Origin of the sequence: Enterobacter sp. BIDMC 29 (assembly GCF_019378755.1) — a bacterium.
Lineage (GTDB): Bacteria > Pseudomonadota > Gammaproteobacteria > Enterobacterales > Enterobacteriaceae > Enterobacter > Enterobacter ludwigii.
In genome coordinates this window covers 4,295,425-4,309,500 of the sequence record NZ_CP080000.1, presented here as the reverse complement: position 1 = coordinate 4,309,500, position 14,076 = coordinate 4,295,425, and the positions used below count along the sequence as shown (strand labels likewise).

General features: G+C 54.9%; 14 protein-coding genes and 1 pseudogene. 3 read left to right on the top strand and 12 right to left on the bottom strand.

All coding sequences use genetic code 11. The annotated features are described in order from the left end of the window. Nucleotides 1–16: 16 nt before the first annotated feature. Nucleotides 17–1,429 (bottom strand): replicative DNA helicase, encoded by a 1,413-nt coding sequence (gene dnaB / locus JTA15_RS19120; RefSeq protein WP_008503375.1) that lies wholly within the window; start codon nt 1,427–1,429, stop codon nt 17–19. A gap of 66 nt (nt 1,430–1,495) precedes the next feature. Between dnaB and JTA15_RS19115 the strand changes: the two genes are divergently transcribed. Next, the gene (locus JTA15_RS19115; protein ID WP_014168211.1) at nt 1,496–2,479 is read left to right on the top strand and encodes a quinone oxidoreductase; all 984 of its coding nucleotides are present in this window, start codon (nt 1,496–1,498) and stop codon (nt 2,477–2,479) included. A 185-nt stretch (nt 2,480–2,664) separates the two neighbouring features. On the opposite strand, the gene pspG is transcribed toward JTA15_RS19115, so the two are convergent. The 4 genes from pspG to JTA15_RS19095 form a co-directional block, all read right to left on the bottom strand. After that, entirely contained in the window at nt 2,665–2,907 is a 243-nt protein-coding gene (gene pspG / locus JTA15_RS19110; RefSeq protein WP_020882842.1) for an envelope stress response protein PspG, read from the bottom strand. A 136-nt stretch (nt 2,908–3,043) separates the two neighbouring features. Further along, a complete protein-coding gene (gene dusA / locus JTA15_RS19105; RefSeq protein ID WP_219372602.1) occupies nt 3,044–4,039 on the bottom strand; it encodes a tRNA dihydrouridine(20/20a) synthase DusA in 996 nt (331 codons plus the stop codon). Nucleotides 4,040–4,121: 82 nt separating this feature from the next. After that, complete coding sequence (gene traF, locus JTA15_RS19100) at nt 4,122–5,381, bottom strand: conjugal transfer protein TraF (RefSeq protein ID WP_153853120.1); 1,260 nt, start codon at nt 5,379–5,381, stop codon at nt 4,122–4,124. Between the two features lie 221 nt (nt 5,382–5,602). Next, the gene (locus JTA15_RS19095; protein WP_193163534.1) at nt 5,603–6,091 is read right to left on the bottom strand and encodes a cupin domain-containing protein; all 489 of its coding nucleotides are present in this window, start codon (nt 6,089–6,091) and stop codon (nt 5,603–5,605) included. Between the two features lie 115 nt (nt 6,092–6,206). Between JTA15_RS19095 and zur the strand changes: the two genes are divergently transcribed. Further along, nucleotides 6,207–6,719, top strand: coding sequence for a zinc uptake transcriptional repressor Zur (gene zur / locus JTA15_RS19090; protein WP_014168206.1), 513 nt, complete (start codon nt 6,207–6,209; stop codon nt 6,717–6,719). A gap of 48 nt (nt 6,720–6,767) precedes the next feature. Here zur and JTA15_RS19085 read toward each other — a convergent pair whose 3' ends face one another. From JTA15_RS19085 to JTA15_RS19070, 4 genes are all read right to left on the bottom strand, one after another. Continuing rightward, nucleotides 6,768–6,977 carry a CsbD family protein gene (locus tag JTA15_RS19085; RefSeq protein WP_014168205.1) on the bottom strand — a complete coding sequence of 70 codons (210 nt, stop codon included), beginning with the start codon at nt 6,975–6,977 and terminating at the stop codon, nt 6,768–6,770. A gap of 119 nt (nt 6,978–7,096) precedes the next feature. Further along, nucleotides 7,097–8,434: an MATE family efflux transporter DinF gene (dinF, locus tag JTA15_RS19080; RefSeq protein WP_014168204.1), complete on the bottom strand. Its 1,338-nt coding sequence runs from the start codon at nt 8,432–8,434 to the stop codon at nt 7,097–7,099. Between the two features lie 63 nt (nt 8,435–8,497). Next, a complete protein-coding gene (gene lexA / locus JTA15_RS19075) occupies nt 8,498–9,106 on the bottom strand; it encodes a transcriptional repressor LexA (protein ID WP_014168203.1) in 609 nt (202 codons plus the stop codon). Between the two features lie 108 nt (nt 9,107–9,214). Further along, on the bottom strand, nt 9,215–9,583 hold the full coding sequence (locus tag JTA15_RS19070; RefSeq protein ID WP_219372601.1) for a diacylglycerol kinase: 369 nt from the start codon (nt 9,581–9,583) through the stop codon (nt 9,215–9,217). Between the two features lie 154 nt (nt 9,584–9,737). Between JTA15_RS19070 and plsB the strand changes: the two genes are divergently transcribed. Beyond that, a complete protein-coding gene (gene plsB / locus JTA15_RS19065; RefSeq protein ID WP_020882845.1) occupies nt 9,738–12,158 on the top strand; it encodes a glycerol-3-phosphate 1-O-acyltransferase PlsB in 2,421 nt (806 codons plus the stop codon). Between the two features lie 64 nt (nt 12,159–12,222). Here plsB and ubiA read toward each other — a convergent pair whose 3' ends face one another. The 3 genes and pseudogenes from ubiA to JTA15_RS19050 form a co-directional block, all read right to left on the bottom strand. Next, nucleotides 12,223–13,092: a 4-hydroxybenzoate octaprenyltransferase gene (gene ubiA / locus JTA15_RS19060; RefSeq protein WP_014168200.1), complete on the bottom strand. Its 870-nt coding sequence runs from the start codon at nt 13,090–13,092 to the stop codon at nt 12,223–12,225. A 12-nt stretch (nt 13,093–13,104) separates the two neighbouring features. Then, the gene (gene ubiC, locus JTA15_RS19055; RefSeq protein WP_014168199.1) at nt 13,105–13,602 is read right to left on the bottom strand and encodes a chorismate lyase; all 498 of its coding nucleotides are present in this window, start codon (nt 13,600–13,602) and stop codon (nt 13,105–13,107) included. Nucleotides 13,603–13,782: 180 nt separating this feature from the next. Then, nucleotides 13,783–14,076, bottom strand: a pseudogene (locus tag JTA15_RS19050) (maltose operon protein MalM); the annotation flags it as partial.

The following is a 14,076-nucleotide window of genomic DNA, read 5'->3' as shown; positions in this document are numbered from 1 at the left end:
TTGAATTCCTTAGAAATTACTCATCATCATATTGAGGACCGGCGTAGTTGTCGAAACGCGACCACTGTCCGTTAAAGGTCAGACGTACCGTACCGATAGGGCCGTTACGTTGTTTACCAATAATAATTTCGGCGATCCCTTTCAGGTCGCTGTTCTCGTGATAAACCTCATCACGGTAGATAAACATGATTAAGTCGGCATCCTGCTCGATGGAGCCCGATTCACGCAGGTCGGAGTTGACCGGGCGCTTATCAGCACGTTGTTCCAGGGAGCGGTTAAGCTGTGACAGCGCCACCACGGGCACATGCAACTCTTTGGCTAACGCCTTGAGCGAGCGGGAAATCTCCGCGATTTCCAGCGTACGGTTGTCGGACAGCGACGGCACGCGCATCAGCTGAAGGTAGTCAATCATGATAAGGCCAATGCCGCCATGTTCACGGGCGATACGGCGCGCACGGGAGCGCACTTCCGTCGGCGTCAGGCCGGAGGAGTCATCGATATAAATATTCCGTTTTTCCAGCAGGATACCCATGGTGCCGGAGATACGCGCCCAGTCCTCATCGTCGAGCTGGCCGGTACGGATACGGGTCTGATCCACGCGCGACAGCGACGCCAGAGAACGCATCATGATCTGTTCTGATGGCATCTCAAGACTGAAGATAAGAACCGGCTTGTCCTGCAACATCGCCGCATTTTCGACGAGGTTCATCGCAAATGTCGTTTTACCCATGGAGGGACGCGCCGCGACGATAATCAAATCCGACGGCTGCAGACCCGCGGTTTTCTTATTGAGATCGTCATAGCCGGTGTTCACGCCGGTGACACCGTCGTGCGGCTGCTGGAACAGTTGCTCAATACGCGCGACGGTGGCATCAAGCACATCAGCAATATTCTTCGGGCCTTCGTCTTTGTTTGCCCGGCTTTCCGCGATTTTAAAGACGCGGGACTCGGCCAGATCAAGCAGGTCTTCGCTGGTACGCCCCTGCGGATCAAAACCGGCTTCGGCGATCTCATTCGCCACAGAGATCATCTCACGAACAACTGCACGTTCGCGCACGATATCGGCATAAGCGCTGATATTCGCCGCACTTGGCGTGTTTTTTGACAGTTCCGCCAGGTAAGCAAACCCACCCACGCTGTCCAGTTGCCCCTGACGCTCCAGCGATTCCGCGAGCGTGATAAGGTCAATCGGGCTGCCCGACTCCTGCAGACGTGCCATTTCGGTAAAGATATGACGGTGCGGACGGGTATAGAAATCCTCGGACACCACGCGCTCGGCGACGTCGTCCCAGCGTTCGTTATCCAGCATTAAACCGCCCAACACCGACTGTTCCGCTTCAATCGAGTGCGGCGGGACTTTTAATCCTGCGACCTGGAAATCACGCTCGCGAGGTTCAGTCTGTTTGTTGAAGGGTTTGTTTCCTGCCATAGTGAATGGAGTTACCGAGATAAAGAGTGGGTCGAAAGATTACCATATTTTTCTGACGGAGGGAGCATGGCAACGCGCATTGAATTCCAGAAACATGGTGGGCCAGAAGTGTTAAACGCGGTGGAGTTTACCCCCGCAGCGCCTGGTGAAAACGAAGTTCAGGTTGAAAACAAAGCCATCGGCATTAACTACATCGACACCTATATTCGCGGCGGTCTCTATCCGCCTCCCTCCATGCCAAGCGGACTGGGAACGGAAGCGGCAGGCGTCGTGCTCAAAGTGGGCAGCGCCGTTAAGCATATTAAAGAGGGCGATCGCGTGGTGTACGCGCAATCCGCGCTGGGTGCCTACAGTTCCGTGCACAACGTGCCGGCCGATAAAGCCGCCCTTCTGCCAAATGCCATCTCGTTTGAACAAGCGGCCGCCTCATTCCTGAAAGGGCTAACGGTCTATTATCTGCTGCGCAAAACCTATGAGATCAAACCTGACGAGCAGTTCCTGTTTCATGCCGCGGCGGGCGGCGTGGGGCTGATCGCCTGTCAGTGGGCCAAAGCGCTCGGTGCAAAACTTATTGGCACGGTGGGCAGTGCACAAAAAGCCCAGCGCGCGCTTCAGGCCGGCGCCTGGCAGGTGATTAACTACCGTGAAGAGAGCATTGCTGAGCGCCTCAAAGAGATAACCAACGGCAAAAAGGTGCGCGTTGTTTATGACTCGGTGGGTAAAGATACCTGGGAGGCGTCGCTGGATTGTCTGCAGCGTCGCGGGCTGATGGTGAGCTTCGGCAACGCCTCGGGCGCTGTGACCGGCATTAATCTTGGCATTCTCAATCAGAAAGGGTCGCTGTATGTGACTCGCCCTTCCCTGCAGGGGTATATCACTAACCGGGAAGAGCTGATCGAGGCCAGCAACGAGCTCTTTTCGCTGATCGCCAGCGGCGTGATTAAAGTGGATGTGGCGGAGGCGCAGAAATACGCGCTAACCGATGCCAGGCGTGCACATGAGGTGCTGGAGAGCAGAGCGACACAGGGTTCAAGTCTGTTAATTCCCTGACCCCTAAAAAGAAATTGGGCTTCCCGTGGGAAGCCCTTTCTTTTTTTTAGTTCGGCTGTATGTAGGGTACAGCTCGATGAATTCTTTAGCGGCAGTCATAGTGACAGATTCGATAAGTAAATCCTATTCTGTTCTAAGCAATGCTGCCGGAAAAGTTGCAGGTATGTGACGAACACCTCAATACCTTAGTAACGAAAACGGTTATTGCGCTGATAAGTGGGCAGTTTTGGTGATTTAATCGCCCGTATTACCCACACCACGGCAATGGCCAGCAGCAGCCACGGCAGGAGCTTCAGCGTCAGGGCAAATAATCCCCCGATAAACATGACCACCGTCGCCACGACGATAGCCGCCAGAATCCCGAGCAGGGAAATCCCCGTCATCATCAGCATGACAAAAAAGCCAATCACAAAAAGTAGTTCTAACATGGTGCTCTCCCACGCGTTCCCGAATGATACCGCGATCATTACAAGAATCATGCCAACCATAACCCGCTGTTCTTAAAGCAAAACGCCCCGCACGGGTGTGCGAGGCGTGGTGAATTTGACGATCTTTTAGCGAAAATTATCGCTTATCAGCGACCAGACATAGCGCGTGTTCCAGCACCTCGATATCTGCACCGGCTTTATGCGCGTTCTCGCTAAGGTAGCGACGCCACTGGCGTGCTCCCGGGATCCCCTGGAAAAGGCCCAGCATATGACGGGTGATATGACCAAGATACGTCCCGTTACTCAACTCACGCTCAATGTAGGGATACATAGCGCGTACCACGGCCACCGGGTCGGTATCTGCGCCTTCAACGCCAAAGATTTCCCTGTCGACCGTCGCCAGAATGCCTGGATTTTGATACGCCTCGCGCCCGACCATTACGCCATCCATATGCTCCAGGTGTGTTTTGGCCTCTTCCAGCGATTTAATGCCGCCGTTGATCGACATCGTGAGCTGCGGGAAGTCACGTTTTAGCTGGTACACGCGCGGGTAGTCCAGCGGCGGGATTTCACGGTTCTCTTTCGGGCTAAGTCCGGAGAGCCAGGCTTTACGCGCATGGATGATAAACATCTCGCACTCGCCTTTCCCGGAGACCGTATTGATAAAATCGCAGAGAAATTCGTAGCTGTCCTGGTCGTCAATGCCGATACGGGTCTTGACCGTCACCGGAATGGAAACCACATCACGCATCGCCTTGATGCAGTCTGCCACCAGCGATGCATTGCCCATCAGACACGCGCCGAACATGCCGTTCTGCACACGATCAGACGGACAGCCAACGTTAAGGTTAATCTCGTCATAGCCGCGCGCTTCTGCAAGCTTCGCACACTGCGCCAGCGCAGCGGGATCGCTACCGCCAAGCTGCAGCGCAACCGGATGCTCTTCTTCGCTGTAGGCCAGATAGTCGCCCTTTCCGTGAATAATTGCTCCGGTGGTCACCATTTCGGTGTACAGCAGCGTATGGCGGGAGAGCTGACGCAGGAAGTAGCGACAGTGTCTGTCCGTCCAGTCGAGCATCGGCGCAATGGAGAAACGGTGTGCAGGGAAAGCAGTCTGTAATTCTGACGACATGGCGAAGTTTTAAGCATCTGGTGAAAAGGGGGCGCTACTATAGCACAAAGAAAAGCCGGAGGCGCAGCGCCTCCGGTGCACTTTAGAAGGTCATGCTCAACTGGGCGCCTGCGCCCCAGGTCTCGTCTTCACCATACAGGCCCATCAGGTCGACATGGACCGTGTTAAACGGTGCAAAACCGACACCGCCTGTGAAGACATTGCTGTCATTACCTTTCATGTCAGCACGGAAACCCGCACGCACCGCCAGCCAGTTCAGCGGCGTCACTTCGGCGCCTACGCCAACATACTGAGAAGTGTCTTCGCTTTTGAAGCCTTTGGTTTCCGTCAGATCGCCATCGGCGGTTAACGTCACCAGATCGTTATGCCAGGCGGCACCCGCGGTAACCAGAGGGCGGATCTGGTAGGTGTCTTTATAGCTCACCACCTCCCCCGTGCGCCCGTTGCGGATGCGAATGTCTTTGGTGTCGATATCGCGTGACATCAGGTTTTGCCCGCTCACGCCGACCGTCCAGTGCTCACCAAAATCGGCCGCGATACCGGCATCAACGTTAAAGCCGGTGTCGTCAGTACGGTAGCGACTGTCGTTCCACTTGTTGCTGTCATAATCGTAAATGGAGGTGGTGTAGTTATAAACCCAGGTCTTTTGCAGTTTTGGAGTCACGCCAACAGACACCGGAACACCGCCAAGCTCGAACTGACGCGCCACCGCGATACCATAGTCGGAGACAATTGCCGCCCGGCCAGACGCCGTTGAGTTGAGGTTTTTCGTGATTTGATCGGTGCCGTTTAGCGCAGCGTCCAGTGCAACGCCGGCAGCCACCGCATCGCTGCGTTGAATACCGCGCAGGTAATCAATATCTTGCTGATCAATAGAAGAACTGACGCGTCCGTGGGCATAGCCTTTAGCCATAAAGGCCACGGAAAGGACATCGTTAGGAATACTGACGGCTATCCCCGCACCCGCCGTGGCGCGTGCCGTTTTGCCCTTAAGATAGTCCAGCTCATCGGCGAGATCTTTCGCCGCGCCCTGGAACTGGTTGATGGAACCTAACGGGTTGGTAATGATCTCAATCGGTGTAAGGTTATCAACCACGTCTTTGTAATGGTTGATTTTATCGTTGATGGTATCAATCTCATCCTGAAGATTGTCTTCATCGGTCACCTGCACGCCAGCGGACGGTAAAATGACCGTCACATCGTCGTCCGGTTTCGCCTTCGCCAGTAGCGCAGGGTTGATTAACGCCCCGCTGCCATAGTTTCCGGCTGCGACACCCGTACCCCCCATGGCGTCGCTACGTGATTCTGTCCAGGTATTGGCTGCTCCCGCCTGATTTGCCATAAACAAGGAGACAGCGATGCTAACCACCGAAAATTTAAAATATTTTTTCACAGTATGCTCGTCTTATAGTCTGTTATTAAATAACCCCTGTCTGTTATCTCCCAAACAGGAACGAACTATTGCTGTGAATAAGTGCAAAAAGACCCGCTATTTCCTTAAGTTAAATTCCCGCCAGGCCTGTAGTTATTTGTGACGGCCCTCAATATTTATAGAAGAGGAAATTATTTTTTCCCAGGTTTTCCATCGTGCGGTCCAAAAAACTGAGGAGGGTGGTCTACCCAGCGATCGTCGCGCGTGGCGGCGTACTCCGGATTAAGCGGGTAATAGATACGGTTATGCTTCTTGTTGGCCTCACCCACCACCAGGAGCCGTACCTCTTCGTCGGTGTTGTTGATGAAGGTATGACAGACCCCGGTTCCGGCGGGAAAGCCCACGCTGTCGCCAGGTTCAAGTTTCCATAAATATCCGTTAATCCAGGCTTCAGGGTAGCCTTCAAGCACGTAGATAAACTCTTCTTCGTCGCTTTCAGCATGAGGATAAGAGGTCCGTCGGCCTGGCGGTAAACGCTCATGGTGTATACCAATGCGTCCAAGACCGAGCTTACGCGCCAGCGGTGCGCCAATGGCAAAACGTTCACTACTGTCGGGATAGGTTGAGTCATCTGCGCCTTCTATGTCGCGCCAGTGTCGAATACAGTCAGGTCTTTTCATCGTTTATTCCCAGGATTGCGTTGCGTCAGGTATAGCACAGCCTGGCGGATCTCGGTGTTTTTAGCAGAACATGATAAAGTGGGGGTTTTCCAGCCTATAACATCCGGGGTGCTAAATGGATAAGTCCACAAAAGAGCTGTTAGCGCAGGCAGAAAAGCTGTGCGTGCAACGCAATGTGCGCCTGACTCCGCAGCGCCTTGAAGTATTACGTTTGATGAGCCTGCAGCAGGGCGCGATCAGCGCGTACGATCTGCTTGATCTGCTGCGCGAAAGCGAGCCACAGGCTAAACCGCCAACGGTGTACCGTGCGCTGGATTTCCTGCTGGAACAGGGCTTTGTGCATAAGGTTGAATCGACAAACAGCTATGTGCTGTGCCATCTGTTCGATCAGCCAACCCATACGTCGGCCATGTTTATCTGCGATCGCTGCGGCAGCGTGAAGGAAGAAGGTGCGGAAGGTGTTGAAGATATTATGCATACGCTGGCAGCCAAAATGGGCTTTGCGTTGCGTCATAACGTGATTGAAGCGCACGGCCTGTGCTCAGCCTGCGTAGAGGTAGAAGCCTGTCGTCACCAGGATGAGTGCCAGCACGACCATTCGGTACTGGTGAAGAAAAAGCCGCGTTAACGGCAAAAGAAAAGGCGGCCCGAAGCCGCCCTCAGGGGGAGTAAAGGATTACCAGCGATAATCGTTACGGGTTTCCCAGTCTTTCACTTCGTTTTCAGCACGATCTTTCTCGTAGCCGTAACGTTCCTGAATTTTACCCACCAGCTGATCGCGTTTACCTTCGATGATGGTCATATCATCATCCGTCAGCTTACCCCACTGTTCTTTCGCTTTACCTTTGAACTGCTTCCAGTTGCCGCCGATTTCGTCTTTATTCATAATCGTGTCCTCGTGTTAAGCGTCTGTAGGTTTCGTCCGCTTCGTTCTTTTCTGCTGGACGTGATTATTATTGTAGTTAAGGATCCGGCAGTTGTTTTTATATTCGGAATCTTTAACCGTCACGATATATCGTGGCGGGAAGGCAGCCAGGTGTTATTTCGCCAGTGACGATGCCAGATAAAGGCCAGCGACAGGCCACGTAACGCGAGGAAAACCGCCAGAGCCAGCCACAAACCGTGGTTGCCCAGATACGGCAGCGTCAGCAACGTCAGACCAAATCCCGCCGCAGCGACCGCCATGCTATTGCGCATCTCCGCACCTCGCGTCGCGCCAATAAACATGCCGTCCAGCAGATAACACCACACGCCCACCACCGGTAAGATTGCCTGCCAGAAGAGATAGTGACTCGCCAGCTCGCGCAGCGATGGGAGGGAGGTGAGTAAGGCAACGATCTGTTCACCCAGACAGGCGTAAATGAGTGCAAACGCCAGCGCCACCAGGCCTGACTGACGACAGGCGGCCCGCCACACCTCGCGGAGCTGGCCGCTTTCGCGTGCGCCATACGCTTGCCCGGAATGGGCTTCAACGGCATAGGCAAAGCCATCCAGCGCATACGCGGTAAAGGTGAGCAGCGTCATCAGGACCGCATTAACCGCGACGATCTCCGGCCCAAGTCGCGCCCCAAAGACCGTCAGCGCGCCAAAGCAGAGCTGAAGCAGCAACGAGCGCAGCATAATGTCGCGGTTAAGCGCCAGCAGCGTGCGGATATTACCGCGCCACGCGGTTTTGAGCATCGCAAGCGAGATACCGCGCAGGGCCAGCACGCGCCAGACCATCCACAGGCCGATGAAAAAGGTACCGTATTCTGCAATTGCCGTCGCCAGGGCGGCGCCCTGCACGTTCATATGCAGGCCCATGACCAGCCAGACATCAAGCACGATGTTGAGAAGATTACCTGCCACCAGCAGAATGACTGGCGCACGGGCATACTGCACGCCGAGTAACCAGCCAAGCAGAACCAGGTTCGCCAGTGATGCAGGCGCGCTGAGCCAGCGAATTTCAAGGAAGCGCCGCGCCTGCTCAAGTACCGCCTCGCTCCCGCCAACGACATGCAGCGCCAGATCAATCAGTGGCGTGCGCAACACCACGATCAGCGCACCCGCGCCCAGGGCAAGGATCAAAGGTTGTACCAGCGCACGCGCCAGACGCAACGGATCTTTTGCGCCGTACGCCTGAGCCGTAAGCCCGGTGGTACTCATGCGCAAAAAGAGCAGCAGCATAAAAAGGAAGCTGGTTGCCGTCGCGCCGATCGCGACGCCGCCCAGATAAACGGGGGAATCCAGATGACCAATAACAGCCGTGTCTACCAGTCCCAGCAGAGGGACGGTGATATTGGAAAAAATCATTGGCAGTGCAAGACGCCACAATGCCTTATCTGATGTCGTCAGCAGTGACATGAAAAATACCGGCAGTGGAGATTGAATCAGGCTACGGCAGGTCCGTAGCCTGTTATGACATGATTACAGCCATTCACCGTTGCGGATAACCCCAACAGCCAGCCCTTCAATAGAGAAGTTATGTTCGCGGAGATCCACCACAATCGGGGAGAACTCGTTGTTTTCAGGCAGTAACTGGACGGTGTTACCCTGCTTTTTCAGACGCTTAACGGTAACTTCATCGTCAATACGCGCGACCACAACTTGCCCGTTGCGCACGTCCTGGGTTTTATGAACTGCGAGCAGATCGCCGTCCAGAATACCGATATCTTTCATCGACATGCCGCTGACGCGCAGCAGGAAATCTGCGCTCGGTTTAAACATGCCTGGGTCAACCTGGTAGTGACCTTCAATATGCTGTTGTGCCAGCAAAGGTTCACCTGCCGCGACACGGCCCACCAGCGGAATGCCTGTCTCTTCTTCCACCAGCAGACGGATGCCACGCGAAGCGCCCGATACAATCTCAATGACGCCTTTACGCGCCAGCGCTTTCAGGTGTTCTTCGGCAGCATTCGGAGAACGGAAACCCAGACGCTGAGCGATCTCCGCACGCGTGGGTGGCATACCCGTCTGGCCGATATGATCCCGGATGAGATCAAACACCTCTTGCTGCCTGGTCGTTAACGCTTTCATTCCGCCCCCTGGGTGTATATACAGTTATGCTGTGAGTATATACAGTCAAAGGCGATTTTGGAACCAAAAACTGCACAAAAAACCAGGGACTTAATTATTTCTCGAGGCTTATCGGAAATGTGACCAAAGCAGCGTGACCCAGGTGATGACCGCAGTGATAATCGCCAGCAATACGGCAGCAGACCCCATGTCTTTCGCCCGGCCGGAGAGCTCATGGAAATCAGAGCCGATACGGTCCACCACGGCCTCAATAGCGCTATTGAGAATTTCCACTATCATCACCAACAGCACGGCGCCGATCAACAAAATGCGGGTAATCGCATCAACATCAAGGAAACAGGCGATAATCACCGCGATGATAGCGGCGACGCCCTCCTGGCGAAACGCGGCTTCATTGACCCACGCGGCACGGAAACCTTTCCATGAATAGCCGGCGGCTTTGATGATTCGGGTTAACCCAGTGGTATTATTGGCCATTAAAAGAACCTTTTAATTAAAATAGCGTCAGTAACAGTAGGCGCAGCGTGTTTCGCTGCTGCCTGAAGTATGACGGGTAACAACAGAAATTTTGCGCGCTTTCTGTTATCCTTGCGCCGCAATTGCATTATTAACCAGAGGCTTTACATCGTTTATGTCCGGCTGGCCACGAATTTACTACAAATTACTTAATTTACCATTAAGCGTCCTGGTAAAAAGCAAGTCTATCCCAGCGGAACCCGCGCTGGAATTGGGGCTCGATACGTCACGCCCAATTATGTACGTTTTGCCTTATAACTCGAAGGCAGACCTACTGACGCTTCGCGCCCAGTGTCTGGCGCATGATTTACCTGACCCGCTTGAACCCCTCGAAGTCGACGGCACTCTGCTGCCGCGCTATGTGTTCATTCACGGCGGGCCGCGCGTGTTTACCTATTACACGCCAAAGGAAGAGTCCATCAAGCTTTTCCACGACTATCTCGACCTGCACCGCAGCAATCCGGGTCTGGATGTGCAGATGGTGCCGGTATCGGTGATGTTTGGTCGCCGCCCGGGCAGAGAGAAAGGTGAAGAGAACCCACCGCTGCGCATGCTTAACGGCATTCAGAAATTCTTCGCGGTCTCCTGGCTGGGACGTGACAGCTTCGTGCGTTTCTCCCCGTCCGTTTCGCTGCGCCGTATGGCGGACGAACACGGCACCGACAAAATTATCGCGCAAAAACTGGCGCGCGTGGCGCGTATGCACTTCGCCCGTCAGCGTCTGGCTGCCGTCGGCCCGCGTCTTCCTGCACGTCAGGACCTGTTCAACAAGCTGCTGGCCTCCAAAGCGATTGCCAGAGCCGTTGAAGATGAAGCACGTAGCAAAAAGATTTCCCATGAGAAAGCACAGCAGAACGCTATTGCGCTGATGGAAGAGATTGCCGCGAACTTCTCTTACGAGATGATTCGTCTTTCCGATCGTATCCTGGGCTTTACGTGGAACCGTCTCTATCAGGGCATCAACGTTCATAACGCCGAGCGCGTACGCCAGCTGGCCCATGATGGCCATGAGATTGTCTATGTCCCCTGCCACCGCAGCCACATGGACTATCTGCTCCTCTCCTATGTGCTCTATCACCAGGGTCTGGTACCGCCGCACATCGCTGCCGGCATTAACCTGAACTTCTGGCCAGCCGGCCCGATTTTCCGCCGCCTGGGGGCGTTCTTTATCCGCCGTACCTTTAAGGGCAACAAGCTCTACTCCACCGTATTCCGTGAATATCTTGGCGAGCTGTTCAGCCGCGGTTATTCCGTTGAATACTTCGTGGAAGGGGGTCGCTCCCGTACCGGTCGTCTGCTCGATCCTAAAACCGGCACGCTGTCGATGACCATTCAGGCGATGCTGCGCGGGGGAACTCGCCCGATCACCCTGGTACCCATCTACATTGGCTACGAACACGTGATGGAAGTGGGCACCTACGCCAAAGAGCTGCGCGGTGCGACCAAAGAGAAAGAGAGCCTGCCGCAGATGCTGCGCGGCTTGAGCAAGTTACGCAACCTTGGCCAGGGCTACGTCAACTTTGGCGAGCCGATGCCGCTGATGACCTACCTGAACAACCATGTTCCGGAGTGGCGCGAGTCTATCGATCCTATCGAAGCAATACGCCCGGCCTGGCTGACGCCTACGGTCAACAGCATCGCCTCTGAGCTGATGGTGCGTATTAACAACGCCGGTGCGGCAAACGCCATGAACCTGTGCTGTACGGCGCTTCTGGCCTCTCGTCAGCGTTCACTGACCCGTGAACAGCTTACGGAGCAGCTGGATTGCTATCTCGACATGATGCGCAACGTGCCGTACTCGGTGGATTCGACCGTACCGGTAAGCACGGCAAGCGAGCTTATCGAGCATGCCCTGCAGATGAACAAGTTTGAAGTCGAAAAGGACACCATCGGCGACATCATCATTCTCCCGCGCGAGCAGGCGGTGCTGATGACTTACTATCGCAACAACATCGCGCATATGCTGATGCTGCCCTCGCTCATGGCGGCCATCATCACCCAGCATCGTCGCATCTCGCGTCAGGAGCTGTTGCGTCATGTTGAAACGCTCTATCCAATGCTGAAAGCGGAGCTGTTCCTGCGCTGGGACAAGGACGAACTGGCGACTGAGCTGGATAAACTGACCGAAGAGCTGCGTCGTCAGGGGCTGATTACCGTCACGAATGACGAGCTGCATATCAATCCGTCACGGTCCCGTACCCTGCAACTGCTGGCGGCGGGCGCGCGTGAAACGCTGCAGCGCTACGCCATCACCTTCTGGTTGCTGAGCGCGAATCCGTCCATTAACCGCGGTACGCTCGAGAAAGAGAGCCGGACGCTGGCACAGCGCCTGTCTGTTCTGCACGGGATTAACGCCCCGGAATTCTTCGACAAAGCGGTCTTCAGCTCTCTGGTGCTGACGCTGCGTGATGAAGGATTTATCAGTGATACGGGCGATGCCGAGCCGGAAGAGACGCTGAAGGTATACCAGATGCTGGCCGAACTGATCACGTCTGATGTGCGTTTAACGATTGAAAGTGCGACGCAAGGCGAGTGAAGCGTGCAGCGGTCTGATGACCTGCGATGAAAACAAAAACGGCAGCCTTCTGGCTGCCGTTTTTTTACGAAAAGTAGCTCATCGCCAGCCCTAAAAACAGCACCAGACCGACATAGTTGTTATTCATAAACGCCTTGAAGCAGGCTTCACGCTCCCGTTTCGCAATCAGCTTCTGCTGGTAGACAAACAGCATTCCCGCCACCAGCACGGCCCAGTAAAACGCCCAGTTGAGCCCGTTCAGGTAACCTATCGTCACCATTAACGCCAGCACCGCAACCTGCAGGATACCGATGATCAGCTTGTCATGACGTCCGAAGAGGATCGCCGTCGATTTAATGCCAATCTTCAGGTCATCGTCGCGGTCTACCATCGCGTATTGCGTGTCGTATGCCACGGCCCAGAGAATGTTCGCCAGGAACATCAGCCAGCAACTTAACGGGACGGACTCACTCACCGCCGCAAACGCCATCGGGATCGACCAGCCAAACGCCGCGCCCAGCACCACCTGAGGCAGGTGGGTGTAGCGCTTCATGAACGGATAAACCCAGGCCAGAGCCAGGGCCGCGACTGAAAGCAGAATGGTCATGGTGTTCAGGGTTAACACCAGCAGGAAAGAGAGCAGCACCAGTACGATAAACAGCGTACGGGCCTCTTTTTCGGTCACTTGCCCGCTGGGCAACGGACGATGGGCCGTACGTTTTACGTGCCCGTCGAATTTACGATCCGCATAGTCATTGACCACGCAGCCCGCCGCACGCATCAGCCAGACGCCTGCAATGAACACCCCCAGGATCCACAGCGGCGGTACCCCTGGTGTTGCTACCCATAGCGCCCAAAGGGTCGGCCACAGCAACAGCAGCGCGCCGATGGGTTTATCTGTACGCATCAAGCGGTGATAAGCCAACAGCTTATTCTGCGTCAGGCTCCACTCCATTTTTTCTTCCTCTTAGTACAACGGCGATGCCGGTAAAAAAAGCTCCGTCAGTATTAACGGTTTACCGCTCAGGCGAAGGCGGGAACGACGCCCCCACAGTTCGGCATCGCGACCAATCTCAATAAAATCCCGGGTAAGCTCGGACGACGTGAAAAGATAACGCCCCAGCGGCGTATTCCCCAGCCGTTGTAGCGCCAGCTCTGGCCCGGAAAGGGTGGACTCGGGAACGACCGTTCGTCCGGCAAGCCATGGCTCACCGTCTGCACAGAGTAAAATTTCGCGCAGCCAGTAGCGTTCTTCCTGCGGCAACAGGGGCAGCTCAGAGGCGATCTCAGCGCAAGAGACAAACCCTTCCTGAACCAGGGTCACCGTAACGGTTTTGCCCTGCTGCTCGAAACGTTTAGTCATGGAATCTTCCAGCAGCAGCCAGTCCAGTTGCTCCGGGTCAAGCGCAGGTATTTGGTCGAAATAGCGCAGCGCACGCAGTTGCGTTAGCGCGGGGTGTGACATGCCAGACTCTCCGATACATAACGTAATGGCATTGTATCGCAGAAAAGCGGATTGAGGGGGGCCAAACGTTATTTAACGATCACGATCGCAACAAGAGCGCAACAGCCCGTGTGACACCAAAAAAAGTGCGCCCACTCAGGCGCACTAAACTACTAACAAATCAGCACTGTGGGGAAACGGTTACCCCTTGCCTTTTACACTGCTGATAAAGGTGGAACGGGCAGTGGTTGAACCTAAACGTTCGGCTTCATCAAGCAGTTTCAGCGCTTTGTCGACATCGCCGCGCTTCACCGCCTGCTTAATGGCGTTATTGAAGTATTCTTCGGTGTCGTTCAGTACCGGCTCGGCTTTCTTCGCCGGAGCTGGGGCTGCGGTTGCAGCCGGAGCAACTGGTGCGGCATACACAGGCGCAGCAGTGTTCCCCACCGTGACCGGGCCTGTACCGGATGAACCAAACAGAGGGCCAACCAGTAC